Source organism: Rhodopseudomonas sp. RCAM05734, assembly GCF_052658035.1.
The window spans coordinates 688,820-702,713 of sequence record NZ_CP199742.1 but is presented as its reverse complement, the minus strand read 5'-3'; the positions used below and the strand labels follow the sequence as shown (position 1 = coordinate 702,713).

General features: G+C 65.3%; 14 protein-coding genes. 7 read left to right on the top strand and 7 right to left on the bottom strand.

All coding sequences use genetic code 11. The features are described from left to right. Positions 1 to 29: 29 nt before the first annotated feature. A complete protein-coding gene (locus tag ACUXVA_RS03560; protein WP_445490857.1) occupies positions 30 to 1,688 on the bottom strand; it encodes an FAD-binding dehydrogenase in 1,659 nt (552 codons plus the stop codon). A gap of 248 nt (positions 1,689 to 1,936) precedes the next feature. Here ACUXVA_RS03560 and ACUXVA_RS03555 point away from each other — a divergent pair, with 248 nt between their 5' ends. The 3 genes from ACUXVA_RS03555 (at position 1,937) to ACUXVA_RS03545 (ending at position 3,333) form a co-directional block, all read left to right on the top strand. Continuing rightward, positions 1,937 to 2,392, top strand: coding sequence for a hypothetical protein (locus tag ACUXVA_RS03555; protein WP_265081556.1), 456 nt, complete (start codon positions 1,937 to 1,939; stop codon positions 2,390 to 2,392). A 138-nt stretch (positions 2,393 to 2,530) separates the two neighbouring features. Next, positions 2,531 to 2,719, top strand: coding sequence for a hypothetical protein (locus tag ACUXVA_RS03550; RefSeq protein WP_265081557.1), 189 nt, complete (start codon positions 2,531 to 2,533; stop codon positions 2,717 to 2,719). Between the two features lie 20 nt (positions 2,720 to 2,739). Next, positions 2,740 to 3,333 carry an SCO family protein gene (locus ACUXVA_RS03545; protein ID WP_265081558.1) on the top strand — a complete coding sequence of 198 codons (594 nt, stop codon included), beginning with the start codon at positions 2,740 to 2,742 and terminating at the stop codon, positions 3,331 to 3,333. On the opposite strand, the gene ACUXVA_RS03540 is transcribed toward ACUXVA_RS03545, so the two are convergent. Continuing rightward, entirely contained in the window at positions 3,324 to 5,333 is a 2,010-nt protein-coding gene (locus tag ACUXVA_RS03540; protein ID WP_445490854.1) for a glycosyltransferase, read from the bottom strand. The two genes, ACUXVA_RS03545 and ACUXVA_RS03540, sit on opposite strands and share 10 nt — an antisense overlap. A gap of 79 nt (positions 5,334 to 5,412) precedes the next feature. Between ACUXVA_RS03540 and ACUXVA_RS03535 the strand changes: the two genes are divergently transcribed. After that, on the top strand, positions 5,413 to 6,327 hold the full coding sequence (locus tag ACUXVA_RS03535) for a transporter substrate-binding domain-containing protein (protein WP_265081560.1): 915 nt from the start codon (positions 5,413 to 5,415) through the stop codon (positions 6,325 to 6,327). Between the two features lie 71 nt (positions 6,328 to 6,398). Then, complete coding sequence (locus tag ACUXVA_RS03530; protein ID WP_265081561.1) at positions 6,399 to 8,039, top strand: lysine--tRNA ligase; 1,641 nt, start codon at positions 6,399 to 6,401, stop codon at positions 8,037 to 8,039. A gap of 45 nt (positions 8,040 to 8,084) precedes the next feature. Here the strand turns inward: ACUXVA_RS03530 and ACUXVA_RS03525 are convergent, their stop codons facing one another. Together ACUXVA_RS03525 and ACUXVA_RS03520 are read right to left on the bottom strand one after the other, a co-directional pair. Next, complete coding sequence (locus ACUXVA_RS03525; RefSeq protein ID WP_265081562.1) at positions 8,085 to 8,846, bottom strand: carbonic anhydrase; 762 nt, start codon at positions 8,844 to 8,846, stop codon at positions 8,085 to 8,087. Between the two features lie 98 nt (positions 8,847 to 8,944). Then, positions 8,945 to 9,571, bottom strand: coding sequence for a S24 family peptidase (locus ACUXVA_RS03520; RefSeq protein WP_265081563.1), 627 nt, complete (start codon positions 9,569 to 9,571; stop codon positions 8,945 to 8,947). Between the two features lie 240 nt (positions 9,572 to 9,811). Here ACUXVA_RS03520 and ACUXVA_RS03515 point away from each other — a divergent pair, with 240 nt between their 5' ends. Then, the gene (locus ACUXVA_RS03515) at positions 9,812 to 10,159 is read left to right on the top strand and encodes a DUF952 domain-containing protein (protein WP_445490851.1); all 348 of its coding nucleotides are present in this window, start codon (positions 9,812 to 9,814) and stop codon (positions 10,157 to 10,159) included. Further along, positions 10,156 to 11,250: a quinone-dependent dihydroorotate dehydrogenase gene (locus tag ACUXVA_RS03510; RefSeq protein WP_265081565.1), complete on the top strand. Its 1,095-nt coding sequence runs from the start codon at positions 10,156 to 10,158 to the stop codon at positions 11,248 to 11,250. The genes ACUXVA_RS03515 and ACUXVA_RS03510 overlap by 4 nt, the downstream gene beginning before the upstream one ends. Before the next feature lie 49 nt (positions 11,251 to 11,299). On the opposite strand, the gene ACUXVA_RS03505 is transcribed toward ACUXVA_RS03510, so the two are convergent. From ACUXVA_RS03505 to ACUXVA_RS03495, 3 genes are all read right to left on the bottom strand, one after another. Beyond that, positions 11,300 to 12,004 (bottom strand): carbonic anhydrase, encoded by a 705-nt coding sequence (locus ACUXVA_RS03505; RefSeq protein ID WP_265081566.1) that lies wholly within the window; start codon positions 12,002 to 12,004, stop codon positions 11,300 to 11,302. A 142-nt stretch (positions 12,005 to 12,146) separates the two neighbouring features. Continuing rightward, on the bottom strand, positions 12,147 to 13,466 hold the full coding sequence (locus tag ACUXVA_RS03500) for an MATE family efflux transporter (RefSeq protein ID WP_265081567.1): 1,320 nt from the start codon (positions 13,464 to 13,466) through the stop codon (positions 12,147 to 12,149). A 12-nt stretch (positions 13,467 to 13,478) separates the two neighbouring features. Beyond that, positions 13,479 to 13,784: a DUF6460 domain-containing protein gene (locus ACUXVA_RS03495; protein WP_265083536.1), complete on the bottom strand. Its 306-nt coding sequence runs from the start codon at positions 13,782 to 13,784 to the stop codon at positions 13,479 to 13,481. Between the last annotated feature and the right edge of the window lie 110 nt (positions 13,785 to 13,894).

Sequence of the window (13,894 nt, the reverse complement as noted above, 5' to 3'; positions counted from 1 at the left end):
TCTAAGTTCCCGTTGCGGCACGACGCGTCCTATCCGATGTCCGCCGCCGCTGCCCGGCCGGCATTGCGTCCTGAGAACAGGCAGCCGCCCAGGAATGTGCCCTCCAGCGAGCGGTATCCATGCATTCCGCCGCCGCCGAAGCCCGCGGCCTCGCCGGCCGCATAGAGGCCGGGCATGATCTGGCCGTGCTGCCCGAACACCCGGGCGTCGAGATCGGTCTCGAAGCCGCCCAGCGTCTTCCGGGTCAGTATGTTCAGCCGCACCGCGATCAGCGGCCCATGGGCGGGATCGAGGATGCGGTGCGGTCTGGCGGTGCGGATCAGCCGGTCGCCGATATATTTGCGCGCGTTGTGCAGGTTCATCACCTGGGTGTCCTTGACATAAGGATTGGCGATGGCGCGGTCGCGCGCCTCGATCTGCGCGCGCAGATGATCGAGCTTGAGCAGGTTGTCGCCGCTCAGCGCATTCATGCCGGTGACCAGATCCTCCAGCGTGTCGCGCACCACGAAATCCACGCCGTGCCGCTTGAACGCTTCCACCGGCGCCGGCGCCCCCTTGTTGGTGGCGCGCTTCAGGGTCATCCGCCAGCTCTTGCCGGTAAGGTCGGGATTCTGCTCGGAACCCGACAGCGCGAATTCCTTCTTGATGATGCTCTGGGTCAGCACGAACCAGGAATAATCGTAGCCGGTCGACTGGATGTATTGCAGCCGCCCGAGCGTATCGGAGCCCGGAAACAGCGGCGACGGCAGCCGCTTGCCGGTGGCGTCGAACCACAGGGAAGAGGGGCCCGGCAGGATACGGATGCCGTGCATCGGCCAGATCGGATTCCAGTTCTGCAGGCCTTCCACATAATGCCACATGCGGTCGCGGTTGATCAGCCGCGCGCCGGCGGCTTCGGTGATGCCGATCATGCGGCCGTCGACATGGGCGGGCACGCCGGAGATCATGCGCGCCGGCGGCGCACCCAATCGCGACGGCCAGTTCTGCCGCACTAGCTCGTGATTGCCGCCGATGCCGCCGGAGGCAACGATGACCGCCTGCGCCCGCAGTGAGAAGTTGCCGGTCACGACGCGCGAACTGATCTCGCCGCGCGCCACGTTGGTCGGCTCCAGGATCGCGCCGCTGACGCCGTCGACCGTGCCGTTGCTCATGCCGAGCGCATCGATGCGATGGCGAAACCGGAAGCTCAGCAGCCCCTTTGCCTGGGCTTCGCGGGCGCGGCGCACGAACGGCTCGATCACGCCGGGTCCGGTGCCCCAGGTGACATGGAACCTGGGTACTGAATTGCCGTGGCCCATGGCGTCGTAGCCGCCGCGCTCGGCCCACCCGACCACCGGGAAGATCCGATGGCCCATGGCGCGCAACCAGCTGCGTTTTTCGCCGGCGGCGAAGGCGATGTAGGCCTCCGCCCAGCGCCGTGGCCAGTGATCATCGTCGCGGTCGAAGCCGGCGGAACCGGCCCAGTCCTGCATCGCAAGCTCGACGCTGTCTTTGATGCCAAGCCGGCGTTGCTCCGGCGAGTCCACCAGGAACAGTCCGCCGAACGACCAGAACGCCTGGCCGCCGAGATTCTGTTCGCCCTCCTGATCCAGCACGATGACGTGCTTGCCGGCGTCGGCGACCTCGGTCGCGGCCACCAGGCCGGCGAGCCCGCCGCCGACCACGATGACGTCAGCATCGTCAGCCATTGCGTTCCCCGTTTTTATCGTTGCTCCGATTGAAGCGCGGACCGTGCGCAGCGGTCAATGGCTGTTCCAGTTTGGGACCCCCGACGCGACGGGTGCATCTTGCGTGCAACACTTCATTTGAATCGCATTTGAGCCATCGCGTTCGTCTGGACAAAAAATCGATATCGCAACACGCTGGCATCGTCCTGCATCACCGGGACAGATTCGGATCGTCGGGTTTTGGACTTAGGTTTGAACTGGGGCTGGTCATGAGGTTGGTTACGGGGCTGCTCGCGGCGGTCTTATTGTTCGCGGGTATCGGGGCAAGTCATGCCGTGGTCCGCATTGCGGATGACCGCGGCGGCAGGATCGGAACCTACGTCGACAAATATCAGGGCCTGCGCAGCTCCGGCGAGACCGTGATCATCGACGGGCTCTGCGCCTCGGCCTGCACCATCGTGCTCGGCGCCGTTCCGCACGACAAGATCTGCGTGACTTCCAACGCCAATCTCGGCTTCCACGCCGCCTGGGATGTCGGCTCCAACGGCCGGGCAGTGACCAATCCCGAAGCGACGCAGATGCTGTACTCCATGTATCCCACGCCGGTGCGCCGCTGGATCGCGCGGCGCGGCGGGCTGACCCCGCACATGATCTTCCTGCGCGGTCGTCAGCTCGCGGGCATGTACAAGCCCTGCTATATGGACGCCCAGGCGTCGGTGCGCTGAGCCGGACACGCCATCATGATGACGTGATCGGAGCGGCACCGGTCGCGCTTGCCCAAGGTCGCATCTGAGCCTATCTGGAACTGATCGACCGGTCGCCATGACGGCGCGCCGGTTGTCGCCGTTCATCGAGATGCCCGCATGGCCCAGCCCGTACCCGCCCGAGACAGCCTGAGCCCGGTGCAACCCTCCGGCGTGGCCTTTGCGATCGTCGCCGCGACCGCGGTGTTTGCGGTCGTGCTCGTGGTCGGCGCCGCCGCACTGTGGGTGCATTATGGCACCGCAGTGTTTTTCGAGATGATCAAGTCGGGCATCGCGGCCTGCATCTGAGCCAATTCAAGGGACATCGCATGTCGGATTCAACCACCCGGCCACTGGTCGTGATCGCGGCCTTTGCCGCCAGCCTCGCGGCCGGGTTGCTCGTGGTGTTGTGGCTGGTCGGTGGCCTGCAAAAGGTCGCCGCACCGGCGGCCATCGGCGGGCCGTTCCAGCTCAGCGACCAGACCGGCCAGACCGTCACCGAGGCCAGCCTCAAGGGCAAGCCGACGCTGATCTTCTTCGGCTTCACCCATTGCCCGGACATCTGCCCGACGTCGCTGTTCGAGATATCCGAAGTGCTGCGCGCGATGGGTCCCGACGCCGATCGCGTCAACGCCTATTTCGTCTCGGTCGATCCCGAGCGCGATACCAAGGCGGCCATGAAGGACTATCTGTCGAGCTTCGATCCGCATCTCAAGGGGCTGACCGGCGACGAGGCCGCGGTGGCAAAGGTAATCTCCGGCTTCCGGGTCTATGCCAAGAAGGTGCCGCTGAAGGATGGCGACTACACCATGGATCACACCGCACTGATCTATCTGATGGACCGCGACGGAAAATTCGTCGCGCCGTTCAATCTCAAGCGCAAGCCGGAAGAAGCGGCGACGGATCTCAAGCGTTATCTTTGAACGCTGGCGTCGTGTTGCAAGGGAGCAGGTGAGGCCGGAGCGCTGCCGGTCCGCCGGACAACGCCGTGCTCGGTCTTCTCCCAACGATAGGGGACCCAGACGAACTGGGCTACCGCGCGCCACGCTGCGACCGACAGGCATCCCCAATACAGCGGCGTCATGGCCAGGATCCAGAGGTCGCGCCGGCGACCGCGCCGCCCGGTGCCGATCAGCCCGACCGCAATCGTGGAAAGGCAGGTCGCGGCGATCACGAGGGCATAGAGCGCCGCCGGCACGGCAGGCGGCGACCCTGAAAAGTGGCCGAGCGCGCGCATCGCCATTCCAAGCACCATGGCAGGATAGGCCAGCGCGGTCAGCACATTGCCGCCTGCGATCATGTTGAGCGCGAAAAATCCGCCGGGGCCGGCGTCACCCCACAGCCGTCGCGGATGGCGCATGTGCACGCACCAGGTCTGCAGCCAGCCCTTCATCCAGCGCGAGCGTTGCCGCCGCCACGCGCGAAAGTGGATGGGCGCCTCCTCGAAGGTGGTCGAGTCGAAGGTGACCGAGCGATGTCCGAAACGGGCGAGCCGGAAGTCGAGATCGGCGTCTTCGGTAACGTTGAAGGCGTCCCAGCCGCGCACCGAGCGCAGCACCGACGTGCGGAAATGGTTCGACGAGCCGCCGAGCGGAAGCGGCAACCCCATGGCCGACAGCCCTGGCAGCACCGCATCGAACTGGCCGGCATATTCGACGGCAAAGGTCCGCGACAGCCAGCTATGGGTCTCGTTGTCGATGCACAGGCTGGCCTGGGCGCAGGCGACCCTGGCATCGGAGCTGCGAAACGCGTCGAGTGCGGCTCGCAACTGACCGGTCTCCGGGAGGTCTTCCGCATCGAACACCGCGATGAAGCTCCCGCGCGCAAACGGCAGCGCCCAGTTCAGGGCTTTCGGCTTGGTTTGCGGTGCCACCGCCGGGGCGACCAGGACCCGGAGATGCGGCCTCGGCCCGAGCTGTGCGATCGCCGCAAGAGTTGCCGGATCGTCAGGCTCGACGACGAGGATGACATCGAGCTTCTCATGGGGGTAGTCGAGCGCGTCGATGACCCGCATCAGGGGAGCGACGCAGTCCGCCTCACGGAAGAGCGGTGCGATGGTCGTGTAGATCGGCAGCCGGTCGTCCGGCAGCCGCGCCATCGGCAGTCGCCGCGGTCGCGGCCAACAACACGCGACGAGACGCAGCATCACGAAGCCGAGGAAACACAGCGCCAGCAGGGTCCACCAGGCGGCCGGGATCATCAGCGGCGGCAATAGCGCAACTGCGCCGACGGCCGCTCCGCGTTTCAGGCGTCCACGCCACACCCTGTCGTCCAGGCCGGGCGCCGCCGACATCGACGAATAGCTGTCGCTGACGCCACGTGCCGCACTGCGGGCCAGCGCGGCACCGCCCTGCTGCAGGAGCAAGCGCCGGAGGGCGGCCTCCGACGTCAGCCGCATGCTGCGCGTCAGGGCAGGATCGGCCGCCACGGCCCGGCAGATCGAGCGGGCGGTGAGGTTGCGCGGCGCGATCGCCAGGACAAGCCGGCCATCCCTGCGCAGCTGGACCATGCCGGAAGCGGCTGCCGCCGCGATCTGCCCGTCGCGCAGCAGCAGATCGCTGCGGTCGACATCGAGCAATTCGTCGATGGCGATGCCGGTGTGCTGCGACAGGTGCCTCAGGTACGCGGTGTCGTCGATCATGCCCCATTGGATCAGCACCTGGTCGGCACCGATGCCGAGGTGGCCGGCGCGGCGCTCGGCGCGCTGCAGCAGATCCGGGGCCAGCACATGCCGCAGGCAGTCCAGTTCATAGGCCGGTCCGCGATCGCAGAGGTGGCGCAGGTTGTCATTGCCGGCCGGGACCGCGCCCGCCCTTGCGGCGAGAAACGACGGCAATTCCCCGACGCAGGCTTGTTGTGCCGATGCCGCGTGCGGCCACATCGCGCCCGACCTGCGATCCCCGACGCGGTCCAGCCTGGCCATGCGACGCCCCCGCCACGCAAACGCCACTCGCCTCTGGCGCCGGATGGTCTATAAGACCAGGCAATCAGAAGCGCGCTGTATGCAATCACAGATAGAAAACCTCATCAATCAAAGACTGCTCCGGCCGATCGTCGCTCTCGCGGGGACCGGCCTGCTGCTGACGGCGCTTGTGGCATCGGTGCGTCCCGCCGCTGCGCAGGCGCCGGCGTCTGCGGTGACGCAGCCGGGGCCGCAGGCTGTGCCTGGATTCTGGGACCCGCGGCGGCGTCCGGACCGTCCCGACCTGTCGCGCATCACCGTGATCCGCTTCCTGACCGAGACCGACTATCCGCCGTTCAATTTCACCGGCCCCGACGGCAATCCGGCCGGCTTCAACGTCGATCTGGCGCGGCTGCTGTGCGAGGAGATCAAGGCCACCTGCACCATCCAGATGCGCCGCTTCGAGACCTTGCTGGACGCCGTCGCCAGCAACCGCGGCGATGCCATCATCGCCTCATTGGCGGTAACCCCGCAGATCCGCGCCCGGGTCGACTTCACCGATCCCTATTACCGCGCGCCGGCGCGTTTCGTGTCGCGCAAGACCTCGGTGATGGCGGAAATCCGGCCCGAATATCTCGAGGGCAAGAAGGTCGGGGCCATCAGCGGATCCTCGCACGAGGCCTATCTCAAGACGATGTTCACCGACGCCGTGCTGGTGAGCTACCCGAATGACGACGCCATGCGCCAGGCGCTGAAGCGCGGCGAAGTCGACTTCATCTTCGGCGACGCCATCTCGCTGGCGTTCTGGATCAACGGCACAGATTCCGCCGATTGCTGCGCCTTCAGCGGCGGCCCGTTCATCGAGAGCCGCTATTTCGGCGAAGGCGTCGGCATCGCAGTGCGCAAGGGCAACGATACTTTGCGCCAGGCGCTGAACTGGGCCCTGTTCCGGCTTTGGGAAAAAGGCCGCTACACCGATCTGTGGCTGCGGTATTTCTCCGTCAGTCCGTTCTGAATTCACCCGACCATTGCGGTTTTGCATTTCGACGCTGACCCGCCTAGTTTGCGCGGCCCGGAGGCCTTCTGATGTCCACGATTGATTTGCCCAGCCCGAGCGACCTGCGCGCGCTCGCCGAAACATCCAACGCCTGGCCGTTCGAGCAGGCGAAAGCGCTGGTGAACAGGCTGAAGAAAAAGCCCAAGGACGAAGTGCTGTTCGAGACCGGCTACGGCCCGTCGGGCCTGCCGCATATCGGCACTTTCGGCGAAGTGGCGCGCACCACCATGGTGCGTCACGCCTTTCGCGTCCTCACCGAGGACAAGATCAAGACCAGGCTGATTGCGTTTTCCGACGACATGGACGGCTTGCGCAAGGTCCCGGACAACGTGCCCAACAAGGACATGCTGACCGCGCATCTGGGCAAGCCGCTGTCGCGCGTCCCGGATCCGTTCTCCAACGAATATCCGTCGTTCGGCGCCGCCAACAATGCGCGGCTGCGCGCGTTCCTCGATCATTTCGGCTTCGACTACGAATTCGCCTCGTCGACCGAGTACTACACATCCGGCCGTTTCGACGCCACGCTGCTGAAGATGCTTGCGGTCTATGACAAGGTCATGGATGTGATCCTGCCGACCCTGGGACCGGATCGCCGCGCGACCTATTCGCCCTTCCTGCCGATCAGCAGGACCACCGGCGTGGTGCTGCAGGTGCCGATGATCCGCCGCGACGTCGGCGCTGGCACGGTGACCTATGTCGATCCGGACACGAACGAGGAAGTCGAGACCCCGGTCACCGGCGGTCATGTCAAATGTCAGTGGAAGGCCGACTGGGCGATGCGCTGGACGGCGCTCGGCATCGACTATGAAATGGCCGGCAAGGACCTGATCGACTCGGTCAAGCTGTCCAGCAAGATCTGTTCGGCGATCGGCGGCACCCCGCCGGAAAGCTTCATCTACGAGCTGTTCCTCGACGACAAGGGCGGCAAGATCTCCAAGTCGAAGGGCAATGGCCTGACCATCGACGAATGGCTGCGTTATGCGTCGCCGGAATCGCTGTCGCTGTTCATGTACCGCGAACCCAAGGCGGCGAAGCGATTGTATTTCGACGTCATCCCGCGCGCCGTCGACGACTACCAGCAGTTCCTCGACGGGTTTTCGCGCCAGGACGGCAAGCAGCAGCTCAGCAATCCGGTCTGGCACATCCATGCCGGCCATCCGCCGAAGTCGGACATGCCGGTCACCTTCCAGCTCTTGCTGACGCTGGTGTCGTCATCCAATGCGGAGAATGCCGAGACGCTGTGGGGCTTCATCGCCCGCTACCGGCCCGGCGTGACGGCGCAGACCCATCCCAAGCTGGATGCCATCGTCGGCTACGCCATCAACTATTATCGGGACTTCGTGGCGCCGACCAAGACGTTCCGCGAGCCGACCGAGGCCGAGCGCGTGGCGCTGCAGGACCTGCGCGATGCGCTGTCGCAACTGCCGGCAGAGGCGACCGCCGAGCAGATCCAGGACATTGTCTACGAGATCGGGCGTCGCGAGCCGTTCCTCGACCACAAGAAGGCGGCCAAGGACGGCAAGCCCGGCGTCTCGCTCGACTGGTTCAACATGCTGTACCAGGTGTTGCTCGGCCAGGAGAAGGGGCCGCGCTTCGGTTCGTTCGTTGCGGTCTACGGCGTGCCCAACGCCATCGCGATGATCGACGGCACGCTGGCAAGAACCGCTTAGGCGCCTGTCCCTTCCCCCCTTTTTGGAGGGGAAGGGATGCAGCGGCTACAGGCTCGACCGCAGCACGTAGCGGCGATTGTCCTTCTGCGCCGGGCGGGCGTTCATCGGATAGAGTTTCGCGAAGCTCGCGACGTCCGCGGCGGCTACCTGCATCGGCTCGGTCAGCACCAGCCATTCGACGATTTCCGAGCACGGCGGCGTGGTGAGCGAACCGGGATAGCGATAATAGCCGCGCTTGGCCGGCACCAGGGCGTTGGGATCGATGCCGGCATCGGCCTTCACCGCAGGGCCTTCGGTCGCCGGCATGGTTGCGACGATCTTGCGGAAGGCGGCATTCGGCTTGCCGGTCGTCATCAGGACGCCGACCACCGCGAGGGCACCCGCATCCGAACGGTGCACAAAGTGCGCTTCCATCGGAAAATTCTTGCCGCCGATCATGTGCTCGCTGGGACGGTGGAAGTGCACCTGCAGCAGCTTGTAGGTGGTCTTGTCCAGTTGCAGCGTGCTGCCGGGGGCGAAGTTCAGCTGGATCGTATGGCCGTTGTTGATGATGGTATCGGCCGTGTGGCCCCACTTGATCTGCAGGGGCGGCAGTTGCGATTTGACCGTGGTGCCGATGTCCAGCGGAGACTGTTGCGCACCGATCGCGCAGACCTTGCTGTCGGCGTCGAGATCGCCCCAGTGCGACGGACCGCCGTCGCCGTCATAACTCCAGTGGTGACCTTCCGCAGCAAAACCTGAAGTGGTGGTGCAGACCGGGCAAAGAGCGAGGCCGGCGAGGGCCTTGAGCATGTGGCGGCGATTCATGGCGGGTTCCCCGTTTATGGAATGGGAACCCGATAGCTGATTCGTGGAACCCGGAACCGGTGTTTTCCGTGAAAGTTCCAAAAAGTTCCGATTTGGACTTATTGGCTCGCCCACACGATCCGGGCGATCCACTCCACGTCGGCGGCCGGGATGGTGCGGTCGACGTGATTCGGATTCAGCGATGCCAGTTCGAGCGTCTTGGTGGTCCGGCGCTTCAGCTCCTTGACCATCACCTCGCCGCCGGTGGTCTTGACCACCACGCGGTCGCCCTTGCGGATCTGGGCGCCCGGCGACACCACGATGACGTCGCCGTCGCGATAGGCCGGCTTCATCGAGTCGCCGGAGATCTCCAGCGCATAAGCGTGTTCGTCATTCACGGACGGCAGCCCGACCTCGTCCCAGCCCTTGCCGACCGGAAAGCCGCCGTCGTCGAAATAGCCGCCGGCGCCGGCCTGGGCGAAGCCGAGCAGCGGCACCGACTGCACCGAGCGCGCCACGCCGTCGATCAGCTGCACGAAATTGTCGATGCTGACGCCGGTGGCGGTCAGCGCCTTGGACACCGATTCGGTGGAAGGCCAGCGCTCGCGACCGTCATTGGTGATGCGCTTGGATTTGTTGAAGGTGGTGGCGTCCAGGCCGGCTTTCTTCGCAAGGCCGGACGGTGAAAGGCCGTTGCGTTCGGCGAGGCGGTCGAGGGCGTTCCAGATCTGATCATGGCTTAGCATGTGCGTCGGTCCGGGTTGTCCGTCGCAAGCGACCGGACGGGGAATCATGGCGGAATTTAGGAATTATTGCCTTGCTTCCAGAGAATTTGCAATCACCATTCGCCAAAAAATACCAAGCTTGAAGTAAGGCGGTGCCGCCGATACGGTCGGCAGATCCTAACAACTCCGCAATGTTCGGGAATTCTGCCGAATTCTCAAGGAATTGCGGGGAATTGACGAACAGACGGGAAGTCCGGCCGGGTGCGCATCATCTATAAAATCTGTCCGGCTTCGGCCTGGCGCGAGGCCGAACGGCAGGGCGCCTATCGCGGCAGCGCCGACGATCTGCGTGACGGCTTCATCCATTTTTCCACCGCATCGCAAGTGGCGGAAACCGCAAGGAAGTACTTCTTCGGCCAGCCCGGACTCTTCCTGGTCGCGGTGGACGCCGATGTGCTCGACGATGCGCTGTTGCGCTGGGAGCCGTCGCGAGGTGGCGCGCTGTTTCCGCATCTCTACGGCGAACTCGATCTCGGCGCCGTGACCGAGGTGCTGGAGTTGCGCCTGCGCTCCGATGGCACCCATGACATTCCGGAGCTCCAATCGTGATCCGCGCCTTCGACGCCCTCTCCTTGCCGCTGCTGCGCTGGTTCGATCCGGAAGACGCGCACCGCCTCGCTATCCAGGGCCTGCGGCTGCTGCCGCCGTCGAAGCCACGGCCCGACGATCCGAAGCTGGCGGTACGTGCCTTCGGCCTGAACTTTCCCAATCCGATCGGCATCGCGCCGGGCTTCGACAAGAATGCCGAGGTGCCGGACGCGCTGCTGCGGCTGGGCTTCGGCTTTGCTGAAATCGGCACGGTGACGCCGAAGCCGCAGGCCGGCAATGCCAGGCCGCGGATCTTCCGGCTTGAGCGCGACGAGGCGATCATCAACCGTCTCGGTTTCAACAATGACGGCGCCGAGGTCGTGCTGCGCCGGCTGGCGGCGCGGGCGCAGCATGGCGGCATCGTCGGGGTCAATGTCGGCGCCAACAAGGATTCCGCCGATCGCGTCGATGACTATGTCCGGCTGATCGAGACCTTCGCGCCGGTGGCGAGCTACTTCACCGTCAACGTGTCGTCGCCGAACACGCCCGGCCTGCGCAACCTGCAGCAGGCGGCAGCGCTCGACGATCTGCTCGCAAAAGTGATCGACGCCCGCGAGCGCGTTCAGAAGAACGCCGGCGATTCGCCGGTGCTGCTGAAGATCGCACCCGATCTCAGCCTCGCCGATCTCGACGATGTCGTGCACATCGCGCGTTCGCGAAAAGTCGATGGCATGATCGTCTCCAACACCACGCTCGGTCGGCCCACGACGTTGCGCGAGCAGGCGCGGGCCAAGGAGCAGGGTGGCCTGTCCGGCCGGCCGCTGTTCCGGCTGTCGACGCGGATGGTGGCGGAGACCTATGTGCGCGTCGAAGGCGCGTTCCCGCTGATCGGCGCCGGCGGCATCGATTCCGGCGGCGCGGCGCTGACAAAAATCCGCGCCGGCGCCAGCCTGATCCAGCTCTATTCGGCGCTGGTCTATAAAGGCCTCGGTCTGGTCGACAGCATCAAGGCCGATCTGGTCTCGACGCTGCTGCGCACCGGTCGCGATTCGCTGTCCGAAATCGTCGGCGCCGATGCGGCGACGCTGACGGCGGAAGACTGGCCGGTGTGAGATCGACGATCGAAATCGTCGATCTGCCTGAGGCGGGCCGGGACGGGCGCTAAACGAGTGCGACCTTTCCGGTCGCGAGATCGTAGACGGCGCCGACCACGCGAATTTTTCCCTTGGCGACCATCTCGGCCAGAATCGGTTTGGCCTTTTGCAGCCGCTGAACGTTCTGCTTCACATTGGCGACGACGGCCCGCTCGGGCAGGTCCTGGCCGGGCTGCTTCAAGACCGGCTCGATGCCGGGTTTCATCGCCCGCACCAGATCCGCGATGTGGCCCGGAAGCGTATTGCCCTTCTGCAGCGCGCCAATGGTGGCATTGACGGCGCCGCAATTGCTGTGACCGAGCACCATGATCACCTTGGTGCCCAGCACGGCGGCGCCGTATTCCAGGCTCCCGAGGCCGTCCGGCGTGACGAAGTTGCCGGCGACCCGGACGATGAACAAGTCGCCGGGGCCCTGGTCGAACGCCAGTTCCGGTGCCACGCGTGAATCGGCGCAGCCCAGGATCGCCGCGAAGGGCGCCTGCCCCTGCGTGCGGGAGACGCGTCCCGCGGAAAAGTCCCGTTCGCGCATCTGGTTGGCGACGTAGCGCGCATTGCCTTCCATCAGCAGGTTGAGCGCCGCGTCGGGTGTGTCCGCAGCTGCTACCGGCTGCGCACTGGCCAGGGTGGGCAGCGAAGCGGCTGCCAGCACGCCGGCGCCAGCCTGGAAGAATTTTCGACGAGACATTCCGAGATCAGGACAAGCATCACACATTTGCACTCTCCATTGTTTCGAAAGCGCAACGGTATCTCGCCACTCCCGAGTTCGCGAAGAGGACAAATGCTAACAGTCGGCGACGTCGTAAACAGCTGGATAAAGGGACTGAACGGATTCTATGGATTTCAATTTGCTGCGGCTATTGGAACGACGTCCTGACCATCGCCGGATAACGCCAGGCCTGCAGCACGCCGCGCGACAGCAGGAATGCCAGGAACGCAATCCACAGGCCGGCATTGCCGAGCGGCGCCAGCACGTACCAGGCGGCGACATAGATCGCCAGCGCCGCCAGCATCAGGTTGCGCATGTCGCGCGCCCAGGCCGCGCCGATGTAGATGCCGTCAAAAGCGTAGGCCAGCACGCCGCAGGCCGGCGCCAGCGCTGCCAGGATCATGAACTCGCGCGCGGCGAAGCGCACCTCCGGGCTGGCGGTAATGATGTCGATGAGTGAATTTCCAAATATTGCGAACAACAGTGTGACGCCGACGCCGAAGGCAGCGCTCCAGCCCAGCACCAGCTGGACCGCGCGGCCGAATTGCCGGCGGTCACGCGCGCCAAATCCCTGGCCGCATAATTGCTCGGCGGCGGTGGCGAGGCCATCGAGAAAGAACGAACCGATCATCACGAAGTTGTTCAGCACCGCATTGGCGGCCAGGGTCAGGTCGCCGGCGCGCGCGCCCTGGGCGGTGAAAAACAGAAACGCCGCGATCAGTGCCGCGGTGCGGATCATGATGTCGCGGTTGACCGCGAACAATCGCAGCAGCCGTTCGCGGTCGAACAGGACGGCGCGCGACACGCGCGCATTTGCGTCGAGCATGCGCCACACCACGACGACGCCCGCGGTGAAGCCGATGGTCTCGGCGGTCACGGTAGCCAGCGCGGCGCCCGATATGCCGAAGCCGAGTCGCAACACCAGCAATGCGGTGAGCGCCATGTTGATGAGATTGATGCTGACCTGCAGGGTCAGTGCGATGCCGGTGCGGGCCTGGCCGACCAGCCAGCCGAGAATCACGTAGTTGCCGAGCATCAGCGGCGCCGACCACAGCCGGATGAAGAAGTAGGTCTTGGCGGCTGAGGTGACGGCGTCGCTGCCGCCCATGATGCCGAACACCAGCGCGCCCAGCGGCGTGCGCAGCACGATCAGGGTCAGTCCGATCGCCGCCCCCAGCATCAGCGCGCGCAGCAGGATCGCGCGCACCTCGATGCGGTCACCGGCGCCGAGCGCCTGCGCGGTGAACGCCACCGTCGCCATGCGCAAAAAGCCGAACAGCCAGAAGATGCAGTCGAAGGCGATCGAGGCCATGGCCACGCCGCCCAGCAGATGCGGATCGCCGAGCTGGCCGACCGCGGTGGTGGAGACGATGCCGAGCAGCGGCGTGGTGAGATTGGCCAGCATCGCCGGGCCGGCGATGGCAAAGACGCGCCGGTGACCGACCGGTCTTGTCGGAGACACCAGCATTCTGCGTCGGATCTATCGGCCGCGCGGTGCGCTGAACATCCGCGAGATCAGCCAGATCGGCACCACGATCACGGCGCCGAGCAGGAAATAGCGCCACAGCCCGGTAACCGCGTCGAAGCCGAGGTCATAGATCCACTGGAACAGGCGGCGGATGCTGGTGACGATGTTCCATGGGTCGAGGCCGATGGCCGCGAGCACCACGCCGACCAGGATCGACAGCAGCACAAGGCGCCCAAGCACCGCCAGCGGCGAGCCGCCGAGGAAGCGCGAGAGGCCGTCTTGTTGGCGCACCGGCACGTCGCGGACATCGTTCTGCATCATCGTCTCCTGGGCGCGAAATCGCGTCTTGATCATAGGCGGTTCGGGCTGAATGGGAAACCTGGATGGTCTATCGACGCGTTGCCACCGCTCACTCCCTGTCGTCGCCC

Excerpts from the sequence above, each read along its gene's own strand:
- ACUXVA_RS03560 (WP_445490857.1), bottom strand. The coding sequence starts at position 1,688 with ATGGCTGACGATGCTGACGTCATCGTGGTCGGCGGCGGGCTCGCCGGC.
- ACUXVA_RS03555 (WP_265081556.1), top strand. The coding sequence starts at position 1,937 with ATGAGGTTGGTTACGGGGCTGCTCGCGGCGGTCTTATTGTTCGCGGGT.
- ACUXVA_RS03550 (WP_265081557.1), top strand. The coding sequence starts at position 2,531 with ATGGCCCAGCCCGTACCCGCCCGAGACAGCCTGAGCCCGGTGCAACCC.
- ACUXVA_RS03545 (WP_265081558.1), top strand. The coding sequence starts at position 2,740 with ATGTCGGATTCAACCACCCGGCCACTGGTCGTGATCGCGGCCTTTGCC.
- ACUXVA_RS03540 (WP_445490854.1), bottom strand. The coding sequence starts at position 5,333 with ATGGCCAGGCTGGACCGCGTCGGGGATCGCAGGTCGGGCGCGATGTGG.
- ACUXVA_RS03535 (WP_265081560.1), top strand. The coding sequence starts at position 5,413 with ATGCAATCACAGATAGAAAACCTCATCAATCAAAGACTGCTCCGGCCG.
- ACUXVA_RS03530 (WP_265081561.1), top strand. The coding sequence starts at position 6,399 with ATGTCCACGATTGATTTGCCCAGCCCGAGCGACCTGCGCGCGCTCGCC.
- ACUXVA_RS03525 (WP_265081562.1), bottom strand. The coding sequence starts at position 8,846 with ATGAATCGCCGCCACATGCTCAAGGCCCTCGCCGGCCTCGCTCTTTGC.
- ACUXVA_RS03520 (WP_265081563.1), bottom strand. The coding sequence starts at position 9,571 with ATGCTAAGCCATGATCAGATCTGGAACGCCCTCGACCGCCTCGCCGAA.
- ACUXVA_RS03505 (WP_265081566.1), bottom strand. The coding sequence starts at position 12,004 with ATGTGTGATGCTTGTCCTGATCTCGGAATGTCTCGTCGAAAATTCTTC.
- ACUXVA_RS03500 (WP_265081567.1), bottom strand. The coding sequence starts at position 13,466 with ATGCTGGTGTCTCCGACAAGACCGGTCGGTCACCGGCGCGTCTTTGCC.
- ACUXVA_RS03495 (WP_265083536.1), bottom strand. The coding sequence starts at position 13,784 with ATGCAGAACGATGTCCGCGACGTGCCGGTGCGCCAACAAGACGGCCTC.